Source organism: Blautia sp. LMAG:89, from assembly GCF_008679485.1.
GTDB classification, from domain to species: domain Bacteria; phylum Bacillota; class Clostridia; order Lachnospirales; family Lachnospiraceae; genus Blautia_A; species Blautia_A fusiformis.
This window is the reverse complement of the sequence record NZ_NANC01000012.1, coordinates 156,629-170,872: the sequence shown is the minus strand read 5'-3', so window position 1 is coordinate 170,872 and position 14,244 is coordinate 156,629. Positions and strand designations below refer to the sequence as shown.

The following is a 14,244-nucleotide window of genomic DNA, read 5'->3' as shown; positions in this document are numbered from 1 at the left end:
GTTACTCCATAAGGATAGTTCAGGAATATGTAGAATATTACACTTGCTAAAAAATCTGAGTGCAGAAGCGGCAGACCTTTTTTACAAGTGTAATACGGTTTTGCTTTCAAGAGCGACTCAACGACTTGAATAATTGTGCGTCACATTCTCGTTATTTCAGTGATGAGTTAGACGTGCAAATCTTTTCTAAAAAATACAAATAGAGGGAGTTTTATTGGACTAAATATTTTATAACAGCAGTTGCAGCCGGTATCTCATGATATATAAAATGAGAATATCGGCTGCTTTTCATTACTTTTACCCCTAAAAGGTAATCTTCTGAAAACCAAAACTGTAGTTTGGATCTCAACTGAAAAAATTTAAATTTTTTTGTTACCATCCACTATTTTTTACGATATATAATATGAATGGAAATATTTTTATTCAAAAAGGCACCTTATCTGTTGCTGGTCAGATTATGGACAGTGACTTTTATTTTAAAGAAACCCGGAGGACAACCTGTAAATGAATGATGATGAAATTATAAATCTGTTTTTGAAAAGAGATGAGAATGGAATTATAGAATTGAGTACTAAGTATCATCCCTATTGCTACAAGATTGCCTGGAATTTATTGGCGAATAGAGAAGATACCGAGGAATGTCTGAATGATACCTGGTTTTCAGTATGGTCTCAGATTCCTCCTACGCAGCCTCCTGTATTGGCACATTTTTGCGGTCGGATTACAAGAAATCTTAGTATTGACCGTTTAAGGAAAAAGTTTGCAGGCAAGCGCCCAGATGTTCATATGGCAGATGTTATGGATGAAATGGAGCAGCTAAATGTAACTTATACAGTGGAAGAACATCTGGCAGAAAAAGAACTGATGGAAACCATAAATCGTTTTTTGGAAGAAATGTCTCCAAGAGACAGAAATATTTTTGTACGAAGATACTGGTTTTTAGATCCTGTTTCTGCAATATCCAAAAGGCATCATATGTCAGCGGGAAGCGTGAAAATGAATTTATACAGAAACCGGAAAAAGCTGTTGAAACTGTTGGAAAAAGAAGGAGGACGCATATGAAAAAGTTTGATTTTTCAAAAGAATTTGGTAATATTGATCCGAAATATATAGAGGAAGCAGAGCGGGAATGGAGTGAAAAAAAGGAAAACCGGAGACTAAAAGGGTGGAGCAAAGCTGCTGCTGCCTGTGTGATTGTCACCTTGGGTTCTGTTATCTTTTCTAATCCACATATCCAGGCTGCAATAAAAAATATTACATTGTCCATAGGAGAAACACTTGGTTTCCCCAAAAGCATTGAATCTTATACGGAAGTGTTGAATTCCTCTAAGGAAGACAAAGGAATTACTGTAACATTAAAAGAAGTTGTTCTGGATAATGGGGTTCTGTTAACAAAGGTGCATGCAGAAAAAACATCTTCCGGGCAAAAGGGCACGGATGATGTCCAGGATGCCTGGTCTTTTGTCAATACACAGCTTGACATTGATTATCAGAAAACTACAATAAATGGACAGAAAATTGAAGAATACGAAAGCGGACACTATCTGCCGTATTCGGATGAGGATTTACTAAATACTGGACTGGATGAAAATGTCTATGATGCTGTTCTGGAATCCCGCTTTTCCCTTGATGAGGATTTGGGAGAAAATCCGGAAATACATTTGGTACTTGGTGCCTATCAAAATGAAAATCTTGGCGAAGATTATTTTGCAGAGTTTGAGTTTGATTTTTCTATTCCCCATGCGGAGCTTATGAAACAGACAGTTCATAAAAAACTAGAAGGTGTTTCTGTTAAAACAGAAGAAGGAACCGTAAAATTAACAGACTTTTCCATGAATAAACTGCAAAGTATAATTACGGCAGAAATTCCGGAAGAACTTGAGGAAAAGCTGTATAATGGTAATGAGATGATGCTTATGGGGACAGACAATAAAGGAAATCAGGTACAGTATGAACTGCGCAGTAATTCGGCAGATGGTAAATCTCAATGGAGTTTTAAAACCAGTTTCTGGGGCATGTATCAGCTGGATTCTGACGGCCCGGTTCTTTTGCTCCCGGATATTGACAGCGATTATCTGGAATTACAGCTTTATACCAGAGAACCTTACATGGCTACTGCAGACACAGTCTGGGTTGATGACGATTTTGTAGAAATTGGTGAGACTACAGAAGAGGTAGAAGAGGTTCCGGAGGATACTTTGGAGGAAAAAAATCCGTCAGATGCAGAGAATCAGGTTGAAACTCAAATTATCGGAGGGGCAGATGCTCCCACAGAAGTAAGGCTTCAAGACGATACAGACCAGAAAGAAAATACCGACGCAGCAGATAAAACGGATGAAGATTATGGAACCGAAGAAAGCGCATATGATGGAACTACAGGTGAAATCACTGCAGAATCTGGCTGGACACCTGTCGGTGATAAAATAAGGATTCAGATTAGGTAGAGAAACGTGAATCTGTTTTCAAAAATCCCATGTCAAAAAAGCTTTGCATACATGTTTTTTCGCTGTAAAAGGTAAATCGCTTTTCATTTAGCAGAATTTTTTTTATAATCCAAGTGAGAAAGCAAAAACGATTGGAAGAACAGGAGCAGAGCAAATATGAATATTGGAACGCAAATATTAAAAATACGAAAAGAAAAGGCGTTGACTCAGGAGGAATTTGGAAAAATATTTCATGTTACCAGACAGACTGTGTCTAATTGGGAGAATGAAAAGAGTTATCCGGATCTACAGATTCTCATAGACATCAGCAACCGTTTTGATATTTCTCTCGATGTCTTAATAAAGGAAGATGCCAAAATGGTAAAAACCATGGACAAAGAAAGAGTTCTTGGATCATTGAAACGGGAAAAGTCTGTTATTGACTTTTTTACAGGTGCAGGAACTGGAATTGTAATTAGCTGCCTGTTTTCAGCCGATACAATGGCCAGAACGGTTACCATTGTATTAGGCGTGGTCATGATCGGAATTGGATGGTATCGCGAAGCAAAATATGACAAAAGATTGTTCAGATATATGAATGATGAAGAACGGTGAGGTGGAGAGCATGAAAATCTGGTGTGAACTGTTAGGCTATGTGAAATTGCTTGTAATAGTAGTGGCGATTATCCTGGTTATCAACAATGTTGTTTTGATTAACGCAAAAATCCCTTCACCCTCCATGGAAAAAACACTTATGGTGAAGGACCGCCTTTTCGGTTTTCGGGTTGCGTATGGAATCAATCTTAATTTGTTCGGTCATGAAATTTCTGAAAAGTTCAAGGATCCGAAGCGATTTGATATTGTAATATTCAAATATCCAGATGATGAAAGCCGTCTTTTTATCAAAAGAGTGATCGGACTGCCGGGAGAGGTAGTGGAAATCAAGGATGGGAAAGTTTACATTGATGGTTCACCAACTCCATTGGATGACTCTTTCATTCCGGAGAAGATGATCGGAAGTTATGGTCCATATACAGTTCCGGAAAACTGTTATTTCATGCTTGGTGATAACCGGAATGATTCGAAGGATTCACGTTTATGGAAAAACAAATTCGTGCGATTTGACCAGATTGTGGGGAAAGCTGTTGTAAGATACTATCCATCTTTCAAGTGGTTAGGATAATAAGAAACGCGAATATCAGTGGCTTATTAAGCACTGGAATATTCGCGTTTTTTATTTGATAATGGAAGTCGATTTTTGTCCTGTCTTGTGTGTCCCAAAAGTGCCTGTTTTACAGGCTTTCCGGGGTATCAGTCATTTTGTCTGGTATTGTAAAGCAGTGTCAGATTTGTCGTAAATGTCGTAAATTTGTGGTCAAAAAATGATGAGAAATGGAGAGTGCTAACAAAATGAAATTAAAGTATACGAATGTAAATGGATATCTGCTTCCGGATCTTACTTATAAATCCGGTGAGCAGATGGAGCAACTTGGCAAGTATGGTTTTCTTCGCAGAGATTATCTGAAAAACCATCGAAATTCAACCTATCAGGTGATGCTTCTGCAGGATACGATTGGAAAGCATCTTCTGGAAGTGGACAAGTATTTCCTATTATGTATTTAACATAATATATAACAAGAATTCTCCTACCTCTGCAGGTAGTGAGATGAATTGTAGATCTGAGCATAAATGCTCAAAAGAATTTTATAAATAAAAAAGGAAACACTTGTTCCTGTAGATGACTTGTATTATAATGAAAAAGAACATATTGTTCAGGAATGGCAATTGCAATCATTTGTAAACAGGTAGGAATAAGGTGAGGAAAATAAATCGGGCAGTAAAAGTAAGAATCTATCCAAATGCAGAACAACGTGTACAAATAGAAAAAACAATCGGCTGCAGCCGATTTATCTATAACTGTATGCTTGCTGACAAAATGGAACATTATAAAAAAGAAAAAAAGATGTTAAGGAACACACCAGCCAGTTACAAGAAAGAATATCCCTGGCTGAAAGAGGTGGATTCATTGGCGTTAGCAAATGTACAGATGCATCTGGAAAGCGCATTCCATAAGTTTTTTCGTGAACCATCTGCAGGATTTCCGCGTTTCAAATCAAAGAAGTCATCAAGAAAATCTTATACAACAAACGTAGTGAATGGAAATATCTTTCTGGAAGGAAAATATTTGAAACTGCCTAAGATGACGGCTGTCAGAATGAAGCTTCACCGTCCGATATCAGAAAAATGGAAACTGAAATCTGTGACAGTCAGCAGGGAGCCATCCGGAAAATATTTTGCCAGTCTTTTGTTTTGCTGTGAAAACCAAACAGCAGAAAAAAGACCGGCAGAAAAATTTCTGGGGATTGATTTTGCCATGCATGGGATGTGTGTATTTTCTACTGGTAAAAGAGCTGAATATCCGATGTTCTATCGGAATACAGAGAAAAAGCTTGCGCGGGAACAGAGAAAGCTGTCCAGATGTCAGAAAGGCAGTCAGAATTATAAGAAGCAGAAGAAAAGAGTTGCACTGTGCCATGAAAAGATCCGAAATCAGAGAAAAGACTTTCAGCATAAACTCAGTGCCAGTCTTGCTGAGAGCTTCGATGCAGTATGCGTGGAAGATCTGAATCTGAAAGGGATGGCAGGAGGACTTCATCTTGGAAAAGGTGTACATGATAATGGATATGGCCTGTTTCTATCTATGCTGGAATATAAACTGGAGGAACGCGGGAAGTATCTGATAAAAGTAGATCGTTATTTTGCATCAAGTAAGATTTGCAGTGTATGTGGAAAGAAAAAAGAAAAATTGTCTTTATCTGAAAGGATCTATTACTGTGAATGCGGACACAGAATGGACCGTGATGTAAATGCAGCAGTTAACATCATGAATGAGGGAAAAAGAATCTTTGCAGAATGTGCATGACAGCACAATAAAAAGTCCGTAACCGGACTAATAAAAATCGCGGGGCACGCGAGGATAGCTTGTAGATACTTGGCTCTGTAGAGCCATTGAGCAAGAAGCCCCCACTTCAAAATCAGAGATTTAAGTGGTGGGAGCATGTCACTACGAATAAACATAGACAGGTTTTACATGGACAAATATGGTTTTGTGATTTGGGATACAACATAGGAACGGAAAAAAATAAAATGCGTCCGGTACTGGTGATGTCCAATAATAAAATCAATAATTCTGAAAAAGTGGTAGTTGTTTGTATTACCGATGCAAAAGGAAAAGTAAACGCAAGATGTTTGCCGATTCAGGATTCATGGTTTTTGTTATATTCTGATACAGAAGCGGTTTTTATCAGTATCACAAGTGACGCAGGCTCAAAATGGAATAAAAATGTGATTACCATGCCCGTATCAAGAAATCAGATTATCAGAGAGAAATTTATCTTTTATATCTTGCTTGCGGTAATCGGTTTAATTACAGCACTTATTCCATGTATTGTGCTTATGTTAGCGGGAGCAGATATAACAGTTCATTCTTTGTGCTTATATGCCGCAATCGGTATGAGTGCCACTTTATTAGCGGGCGGCATTAGCTTACCATGTGCTTATTTGTTTGACCCGGAAAAATCCCAAATTGTTTTTATGATGTCCTTTATGGCATCGACAGGTGTTATTGTTGGGCTTGTACTTCTCACAAACCTCTTTATTCCTGTAAAAGACAATATCCAGTTGGCTTTTAATATCGTGCTTGTAATCTCTGTTGTGTGGTTTTTTATCTCATATCGGATTGCAGCAGCAGTATATAAAAATCGGGATATAGTTTGATAACACAGTAGCAGAATAGCAAACCCAGCCAAGCCAGTCAACGGCAAGTAAATGGGCTACGCCCACCGTTGACAACCCCGTCTGTCCTTGCTGGTAGGTAATCAAGGGGCGACAGCAAAAAGTGCTGCCGCCCTTTCACATAATCGAAGAAAGGGGGATTTTCCATGACTGAATACGAAACCTATCAAGAACATATCCGCTATACCCATGATACCTACTGCCGGATTGTTATTCGTCATGCGTCCTTTGACGCTGCCCGTATGCTGGCAGCGAGGTGGAAACGTGAAATCTCCCTTGAATATTTGACCGAAGAAAAGTTTGTCCCGCTAAGCACCACAGACGAGTATTTTCAAGTGCCGGACTATGGAGAAACCTATCCGTTTTCTGTCCGGGGGCAGACGATACTTTTAGACAGCCGTTCCCTTGCAGCGGCTCTTGCCCGGCTGCCGGAACAGACACAGGAGGAAATCTTTTTGTATTACTTCCAGCACTTGACGCAGAAAGAAATCGGAGAACAAAGAGGCTGAAAGAGAAAATGGAGGTGTTGTCCCATGAGTAACCGGTTTCTCCCCTATGACACGATTATAGAGGCACATGAGGGTGATCCGAAAGCGGTAAAAGCCGTCCTTAACCGTTACACCGGATATATCCGCTATTTCTCTAAGATGAACGGTTATTATAACTCTGATATGGAGGATTACATCAGAACAAAGCTGATTGAAAGCTTGTTTAAGTTCCGGCTTGACCGATAGCATAAAGCTAAAGGACAATTGATCTTTACATCACATAACTTACGCCCATTGGAAATCCTTGAAAACGATGCTCTGCTTTATACGACTGTGAATCCTGAGAATTGCTATATAAAATCTACTTATATCAAAAATACGCAAAATACCCGGTTATCTTATTTGCGGACAATCAAGCTTGGCGGGCAAAAAGAAAAACTCTACAATGAAACAAATATATATGAGATGGAGCTTGCTATGAGGCGGGCAGGATGGAACTACAAATAACTAAAAGGCCACAGGAATCAGGCAATTATTATCACCACCAAATCCTTCTGTTATACAGGCTTCATCGTGCAGCTAACCTCATTGAATGAATTTATTGTTAAATATTCGTGCAAAGTATTGTTTTCTTCGTGCAAATGACATATACTATAATTGCCAGCAGAAAGGGGTTGATCGTATGGCTAGAAATACCACAAACATCAGTATCCGCATGGACGCAGATTTGAAAGCGCAGGCGGACGCACTGTTTACTGAACTTGGCATGAACCTGACTACGGCGTTTAACATCTTTGTGCGCCAGTCGCTTCGTGAAGGCGGCATTCCCTTTGAAGTAAGGCTGGAACAGCCGAACAAAGAAACGGTTGCTGCCATGCTGGAAGCGGAAAGGATTGCAAAAGACCCGTCTGTAAAGGGCTTCAATGACCTTGACGAGTTGTTTGCTGACCTGAAAAGATGAAAGAAACCAAATATACCGTCAAGTACACGACCAGTGTGGATCTCACATGACTAAAGTCACATGCTCCTCAGTCGCTTTAAGCGACAAGGCTAAATATCGGCGGATACGCCTGTAACTTAGGATATGCGCAGTCATGCGTTTTTCCATGCCAGATATGGCAGGTTCCCACACCACAGGTAGTCCGCTGTATATCTGCCTGTGTTTATGCTGCTTTTAAGACTTCCATTTCTGAAGATAGTTCTCTTAAGTCCGCATATACACATGAGATCCTACGCTTTACTGAAGGGACTTTTGCCTCCAGCAAAGACCTTTCCGTTACCGGAAGGGGTTTTAAGAGTTCCCGTATAAAATATCTTGCTCCAATATTATAGGATGCCGAAAGATCACAGTTGTATCTTTTTCCGTTCTGGAATATACAGAGACTGTGATTGCCCGGATCACGGACAACTGTTCCTGACCCATCATAGGCAAGCCTGCTGGTATTCCACGCACAGATCCTGGATATCCGCATCCCTTTGCGATGCGCCTGATGTCCACATCTTTTCTGGATATCCCTTTTTCTCCACAAATGCAGCTTTTGTTTTTTTCTCCCGGATATCTTTCCTTTTATTTCCAGATACTCAAACACGATCACATCCGCATGGTTTTCTTCTGCATATCCTGTGACTGCTCCTGCGATCTTTCTTCCGAGTTCTGTGTTAAGGCGCTTCGCATAAGTCCACCTGCTTTTCACCTGTGCAGAGCCATGCCCACGCTGGAATCTGCTTATCCGTCCCAGTACACGGTACATCCGGTCTTTTTCACTGGGAAAATCAATAAACCTTCTTCCCAGGACAGTTCCATCTGACCGCATAATGGTACAGACTGCATCCGTATTGAGTCCTAAATCCACACTGCAGATAATCTGTTCTTTTGCAGGTGTCTTTGTAAGCGACACTTCTTCCGTATAAGAAAAACGCAGGAAGTATTTACGATGCCTTTTTTCCAACACGGGGGCTGCAGCTTTTTTTCCTGCCCAGTTCTTTCTGAGATATTCCATATCTGTATGGCTGAGGCTGACCCGGAACCATTTCCAGTCATGGCCGTCATAAAGTTTCAGGCACACTCTATCTTTTTCTTCTGTATCCTCACGGTACATCACATCACGGTAGAATACCGGCATGGCATGATTATTACACACCAGCTTCGGCCTGCCGCCTTTCTGATCCGTTTTTTTCCACAGTCCCAGCCTTGTCTTATATGAGGATACACTTCCCAGTGCATGCTGGATAGCTGCCCTTCGCAGATAAGAAGGCATCTTTGGAAATCGCAGGTCAAAATCAAACCTTGCCTGGTTCTTTTTAGTGCTATGTACCAGATGTTCTGCCGTGTTGAAACGTTTTTTAGGTTCTGTGATTACTGCCAGTTCATCCCATGTCTGAGCATAGATCCCAATCAGACAACTGACCGCAGAACGATAAATATCCAGTGTCTGGCGGATCGGGATATTCTGTTTTCGCAATTCTACGCCATAACTGGATACTGTCCTCATCTTTTTTCCTCTTTCTTACAAATTTAAAAAACGGGTTCTTTCAGGTTAATGTCTTTCTTTTTGCCCTTCGATATAAGGACATACCTGTTCCCTGCTCCTGTCACTCACCGTTACTGCACAATAAGATGGATTCCACAGATGCCCTCCCCAAAGCTCCTTCTTCAGTTCTGGATGCGCAAGAAACATCTGTCTGGCAATGTTCCCCTTCATGATCTTGATCATATCAGAGCTATAAAACTGTGGTCTGCAGTCTACAAGCAGATGGATATGATCCGGCATAACCTCCATTGCCAGGATCTGAAATTTATATTCTTCTGCAAGGTCACAGAGCATTTCTTTGCATTTTGTATCAATACCATCTTTTAAAACCTTTTTCCGGTATTTTGTACACCATACCAGATGATACTGTAGGGAATACACATATCCTCTACCATATGATAGTTCATTATTATTGATATTAAACATATTTTTCTCCATGTTTTTATTATGCCATATGCAAGAATATTTTACAAACATTTGTTCTGTCTTTTTTTAAAAAAATAGTGCGCCTAACTCATCACTAAAGTAACGCGAATGCGACTCATAGTTATTCAAAAAAGACTACAAACGAGCCATCAAGCGTGGCTTGAAGATCGAGCTGCTGGAGCAGGTCGTAGCAATGCTGGCAATGGGCGAACCGCTGCCAGATAAGAACCGCGACCATGACCTGTCCGGCGATTGGGCAGGTCATCGGGAATGTCATATTCTCCCGGACTGGCTGCTTGTCTACCGCATAGAGGATGATGTTCTGGTGCTGACGCTGGCCCGCACCGGTACACACAGCGATTTGTTCGGCAAATAAACATTCTGCCGCCGTATGGGGGAAACCTGTACGGCGGTTTTTCTGTATGCAAAAGGGGTGTCGTGAAACGCGACGACCTTGATAGTGGTACGCCAAAACGCGGTAGCCCTTACCACTTCGATAAAAGGAATCAATATGCGACACTATTGCAATCGTGGTAATATTGACATAGAATTCCATGTATTATAGAATGGTATCTGTAAAAAGAAGGCATGAAGAAAGCAGCTTTAAACGGGCTGCTTTTTTTGTGTCTTCTTTTGTCTTTCCTGAGTACCGGAGGAAAAGGAGCTTTCTGGATGGAGCAGAGAAGACAAAAATAAATAAGAACAGGAGGAAGTATATGGAGGATACCAAAAAAACAGTTTTGGTGGGAAACGGGGAAAAAGATGTTCCGCGTGCGGTCTACGATAGTGTTTTGACAATCGATGTAGACGCGCAGGTTGAAAGCATGGAGGAACAGGAAGAAGCAGATGGCATCAGCTTTTGAATGCACATCGTACCAGAAAGATCATGACGGGCCAGCTTGGGGGCATTGAAAAACTGGAGAGTGGATGGTTGCTGTTACATACTTTAATAGGAACCGATGACAAAGGAAATCAGGGGCTTTATAGAATGACAAATTATGGAGGCACAGAGACTGTGTTTGAAGAAAGCAGAAATAATACAAAATATAAAGGAATTTCTCCAGATGCTAAAACGGTGACATTAGAATTATATGTAAATAAAGAAGAAAAAAACAGAACAACATATAAAAAATATGAAACTGGAATAGAAGATACTTACGGAGAAGGCGAAGGACGTGTTTATGAAAGTGATGAAGATCCTCTGGATTTATATAGCCCAGTGGAAGGAAAAATAGAAATTAAACTGAGATGATAAAAAAATATTAAAAAAAGAATTGACAATTGTATTCTACAGTTGTAGAATACAATTAACTTCTACAGATGTAGAAAATAAAATTCTAGGAGAATCCACGATGAAGACAAAATTTATGACACTTATGACGGTAGCAACACTTGGGATTTTTTCAGCTGCAACGGTTATGGCAGCAGGAAATAATGATTTCTATACACAGCCGCCGGCTGGATCTGAATGGGAAAAAGCAGATACGGAAGGTACCTATGCAAGCTATACGAACGGAAATGATTATGTAAATATCTATAAATATTCACTGGAGGATGTCAAAACAGGGATTGCCAAATGCAATGACACATACGATGCCTGCTATCAGACAATTTATTCAGAGGGAAACAGCCTGTATATGGCAGTGGGATATGCAAAAGATGCAGATGACATCAGTGATGTCAGAAAATTTGTAGAATATATTTCTTATCCTGGAAATCCTTCACTTACCAGACAGGAGAATGAAAACCAGACCGATGATTCTTCTGATGATTCTGATAAGTCAACTACAGATACTGCCAGTCAGAAGTCAGGAGGAGATTCAGATTCCTCCGATACAGAAGAAAATGCTTCTACAAAATCCTCGGACAGCGATGATGATTCCGATATCCTTACTACCTCACCAATGACATTAGTTGACAGTGATGGAAATACCATTGAGATTAATTACATTCTTCACAAAGATTATTCTTGTGAATATCGTGGAGATGATGGAATGAACTATACCGATAATGGGGATGAAACTTATACCGACGAAAATGGAAATACCTACTCAGCTCTGAATGATGACACTCATCATCTGGGACATACGTTGGAACAGCATGACCTTCAGGATGCAAACGGTAATACTGTGACGGTTACGGAAACTACAAATGGTGATTATTATTTCCAGGACGAAAATGGTACAGGATTTACGGACAACGGAGACGGGACATGGAGTGATGAAAATGGCAACAGCTATACAGAAATAGACTGATAGTGGTCAGTAGCTGCAGGAATGGCAAGGGTATTTGCAAATTGTGCAAAAGCCCTTGCCATTTCCGTGAACCGTGGTAAAATAGAATTATTCCTACATTTGTAGAAAATATGTAACAGGAGGTATGAAAAAGTGAAAAAAACTTACCAGAGACTTCCGGAATCAGAACTGGATATTATGCTCGTTCTTTGGAATAATACTCCGCCGATGACCAGACCGGAGATTGAGAAAGTGATCAATATGAAGAAAAATCTTGCATCAACAACAATTTTGTCATTGCTGACCAGACTGGAGAACAAAAATTTCGTGGAAGTGACGAAACAGGGAAAAATGAATCTGTATACACCCCTGGTTTCGCAGTCAGATTATCAGGCACATGAAAGCCAGAGTGTTCTTGAGAAACTTTATGGGAATTCACTAAAAAAGTTTGTAACTTCACTTTATCATGGAAAGAAGATCAGCTCAGAAGAAGTCCAGGATCTCAGTGAATTTCTTAAGAACCTGGAGGACAGGGAGGAATAGCGAATTATGGAGGTTTTCATTCTACACATTCTGAAACTGAATGTTATTGCAGCAGTAGTAATTTTACTGGTAAAAGTGCTTGCGACTCTGTTTAAAGGACGTGTATCAGCGAGATGGAAGTACCTTATCTGGCTGTTGATTACGATAAGCCTTTGTGTTCCGGTGCGCCTTCCGGCGAATCTGGCACTGGTGGATTTCAAAGTACTTAGAAGCAGTCAACAGAATACGCAAAGCCCGAAGATAACGGATTACGCAGTCAGACCAGAGGAAAGTCAGAAGATAACAGAAACCGTATCATCTGCGAGCAAAGACATGAAAAATCTGACAGAAATCCCGGAACAAAAGAGAACTGTCAGGTACGAATCAGATAAATGGCTGGGAATTGTGGCTGTGATTTTTGCTGCTGTCTGGCTGAGCGTAGCGGTACTTAAACTGACAGGAGAATTGCTGGCATATTATTTTTCTATAAGGAATCTGGAACGGATGAGTCTACAGGTAAGTGATACGGTGAGTATTCAGATGTACCGTGCAGCGTGTCAAAAGAAGCACGTACGCAGAATACCGGAACTCAGGCAAAACGCAGGTCTTACCACACCGCTTCTTGCAGGACTTTTACATACAAAATTGTATCTACCAGCAACCGGGTATTCAGCAGAAGAAAGAAAACTTATCTTTTACCATGAACTTACACATTATTGCCATCGGGATCTCTGGTATAAGATGCTCCTTCGAATCTGTGCATCGATATACTGGTTCAATCCCTTTCTTCTTATCATGCTGAAAGAAGCGGATAAGGATATTGAGAATCTGTGTGATACAGCAGTTGTTCGCAGAGTTAATAAAAAGGAACATAAATTATATCGACAGCTGCTTCTCAGGACAGTAGCCATGGAAAATCAGATTCCATATGTGACAGCAAGTCTTAATGACAGCGAAATGGTGTTTAAAGATCGGATTCTGTATATGGTGAACATTCGGAAACTCCGCAAAGGAATTCTTCCGGGAATTCTTGTGACGCTGCTGCTTGCAGGCGGTAATCTGGTATTTAATGTCTCTGCCGGGACAGATACAGTTTCAGTAGAGACGGAGAAGTCTGGTATTGAAAAAAATGCAGATCCAGAGAAAAATAATGTACCGGATTATGCACCATTTTCTGAAATGGTAACTATGCAGAAAGCTGCTGAAACCCAGGACGAAGGAGGAGTGACAGAGAATACAGATACAGAGGATTCTGTAGACGAAGAGGAAAAAGCAGATGCGGAAACAAACGATGAACCTGCCATGGAAAACAGCGGACAGGTAAGTGAAACGACCGATGATGGAATTACCTCTGACAACAACGGGTCTGTTTCATCTTATGAAAATCTGCCAGCAGGCGTACCATATACCAGTGGATTCAGTACTACTTCCGGTGTAGCATCAATTGTAGCACCGGGTGGAGGAGATGAAGAATCCAGAGTTCTTTACGATAACGGAGATGGGACCTATTCTGATTATTATGGGAGCCGATACAGTTATCAGGGAGATGGAAACTGGGCAGATGCCAATGGAAATTCATATCGTACCTGGAATGACGAAGGTTATCATTTCGGAAACCAACTGGAACAGCATGAACTCCAGGGCAGTAACGGTACTGTTAATGTAATAGAAACAACAAACGGAGATTATTATTATTGTGACGCAGATGGGGTCGGATACACAGACAATGGTGACGGTACCTGGACGGATGAGAATGGGAACATCTATACAGAATAAAAGAAAGCGTTTTTCGAAACCAAAAGGAATCGAAAAACGCTTTTTCATA

16 protein-coding genes and 2 pseudogenes are annotated in these 14,244 nt (G+C 40.5%); 16 read left to right on the top strand and 2 right to left on the bottom strand.

Annotated elements, in window-relative coordinates:
• Window positions 1-504: 504 nt before the first annotated feature.
• The 10 genes and pseudogenes from CCC70_RS13995 to CCC70_RS13950 all read left to right on the top strand — a co-directional run bounded on the left by CCC70_RS13995 (window position 505) and on the right by CCC70_RS13950 (window position 7,667).
• Window positions 505-1,062, top strand: a complete 558-nt coding sequence (locus CCC70_RS13995; protein ID WP_287085107.1) for an RNA polymerase sigma factor — start codon at window positions 505-507, stop codon at window positions 1,060-1,062.
• Complete coding sequence (locus tag CCC70_RS13990; RefSeq protein WP_278603913.1) at window positions 1,059-2,444, top strand: DUF4179 domain-containing protein; 1,386 nt, start codon at window positions 1,059-1,061, stop codon at window positions 2,442-2,444. The genes CCC70_RS13995 and CCC70_RS13990 overlap by 4 nt, the downstream gene beginning before the upstream one ends.
• Before the next feature lie 156 nt (window positions 2,445-2,600).
• Complete coding sequence (locus CCC70_RS13985) at window positions 2,601-3,038, top strand: helix-turn-helix transcriptional regulator (RefSeq protein WP_118608730.1); 438 nt, start codon at window positions 2,601-2,603, stop codon at window positions 3,036-3,038.
• A gap of 10 nt (window positions 3,039-3,048) precedes the next feature.
• Complete coding sequence (gene lepB / locus CCC70_RS13980) at window positions 3,049-3,606, top strand: signal peptidase I (protein ID WP_287085106.1); 558 nt, start codon at window positions 3,049-3,051, stop codon at window positions 3,604-3,606.
• A 227-nt stretch (window positions 3,607-3,833) separates the two neighbouring features.
• Window positions 3,834-4,025 (top strand): annotated as a pseudogene (locus CCC70_RS13975) (TnpV protein); the annotation flags it as partial.
• A 214-nt stretch (window positions 4,026-4,239) separates the two neighbouring features.
• Window positions 4,240-5,346, top strand: coding sequence for an RNA-guided endonuclease TnpB family protein (locus CCC70_RS13970; protein WP_118513943.1), 1,107 nt, complete (start codon window positions 4,240-4,242; stop codon window positions 5,344-5,346).
• An 86-nt stretch (window positions 5,347-5,432) separates the two neighbouring features.
• Window positions 5,433-6,200, top strand: coding sequence for an ABC-2 transporter permease (locus CCC70_RS13965; protein WP_287085105.1), 768 nt, complete (start codon window positions 5,433-5,435; stop codon window positions 6,198-6,200).
• Between the two features lie 164 nt (window positions 6,201-6,364).
• The gene (locus tag CCC70_RS13960; RefSeq protein ID WP_287085104.1) at window positions 6,365-6,727 is read left to right on the top strand and encodes a sigma factor-like helix-turn-helix DNA-binding protein; all 363 of its coding nucleotides are present in this window, start codon (window positions 6,365-6,367) and stop codon (window positions 6,725-6,727) included.
• Between the two features lie 24 nt (window positions 6,728-6,751).
• Window positions 6,752-6,952 carry a helix-turn-helix domain-containing protein gene (locus tag CCC70_RS13955; RefSeq protein ID WP_227240443.1) on the top strand — a complete coding sequence of 67 codons (201 nt, stop codon included), beginning with the start codon at window positions 6,752-6,754 and terminating at the stop codon, window positions 6,950-6,952.
• Window positions 6,953-7,388: 436 nt separating this feature from the next.
• Complete coding sequence (locus CCC70_RS13950; RefSeq protein WP_055066319.1) at window positions 7,389-7,667, top strand: type II toxin-antitoxin system RelB/DinJ family antitoxin; 279 nt, start codon at window positions 7,389-7,391, stop codon at window positions 7,665-7,667.
• Between the two features lie 202 nt (window positions 7,668-7,869).
• Here the strand turns inward: CCC70_RS13950 and CCC70_RS13945 are convergent, their stop codons facing one another.
• On the bottom strand, window positions 7,870-9,198 hold the full coding sequence (locus CCC70_RS13945; RefSeq protein WP_287085103.1) for a transposase: 1,329 nt from the start codon (window positions 9,196-9,198) through the stop codon (window positions 7,870-7,872).
• 45 nt (window positions 9,199-9,243) lie between these two features.
• A complete protein-coding gene (gene tnpA, locus CCC70_RS13940; RefSeq protein WP_442859732.1) occupies window positions 9,244-9,675 on the bottom strand; it encodes an IS200/IS605 family transposase in 432 nt (143 codons plus the stop codon).
• 112 nt (window positions 9,676-9,787) lie between these two features.
• Between tnpA and CCC70_RS13935 the strand changes: the two are divergent.
• The 6 genes and pseudogenes from CCC70_RS13935 to CCC70_RS13910 form a co-directional block, all read left to right on the top strand.
• Window positions 9,788-10,039, top strand: a pseudogene (locus CCC70_RS13935) (type II toxin-antitoxin system YafQ family toxin); the annotation flags it as partial.
• Between the two features lie 340 nt (window positions 10,040-10,379).
• The gene (locus CCC70_RS13930; RefSeq protein ID WP_287085101.1) at window positions 10,380-10,526 is read left to right on the top strand and encodes a hypothetical protein; all 147 of its coding nucleotides are present in this window, start codon (window positions 10,380-10,382) and stop codon (window positions 10,524-10,526) included.
• Window positions 10,523-10,915 carry a hypothetical protein gene (locus CCC70_RS13925; protein ID WP_287085100.1) on the top strand — a complete coding sequence of 131 codons (393 nt, stop codon included), beginning with the start codon at window positions 10,523-10,525 and terminating at the stop codon, window positions 10,913-10,915. The genes CCC70_RS13930 and CCC70_RS13925 overlap by 4 nt, the downstream gene beginning before the upstream one ends.
• 100 nt (window positions 10,916-11,015) lie before the next feature.
• Entirely contained in the window at window positions 11,016-11,918 is a 903-nt protein-coding gene (locus tag CCC70_RS13920) for a hypothetical protein (protein WP_287085099.1), read from the top strand.
• Between the two features lie 132 nt (window positions 11,919-12,050).
• Window positions 12,051-12,440 carry a BlaI/MecI/CopY family transcriptional regulator gene (locus CCC70_RS13915; RefSeq protein WP_055153430.1) on the top strand — a complete coding sequence of 130 codons (390 nt, stop codon included), beginning with the start codon at window positions 12,051-12,053 and terminating at the stop codon, window positions 12,438-12,440.
• Window positions 12,441-12,446: 6 nt separating this feature from the next.
• Window positions 12,447-14,195 (top strand): M56 family metallopeptidase, encoded by a 1,749-nt coding sequence (locus CCC70_RS13910; protein ID WP_287085097.1) that lies wholly within the window; start codon window positions 12,447-12,449, stop codon window positions 14,193-14,195.
• Window positions 14,196-14,244: the final 49 nt, after the last annotated feature.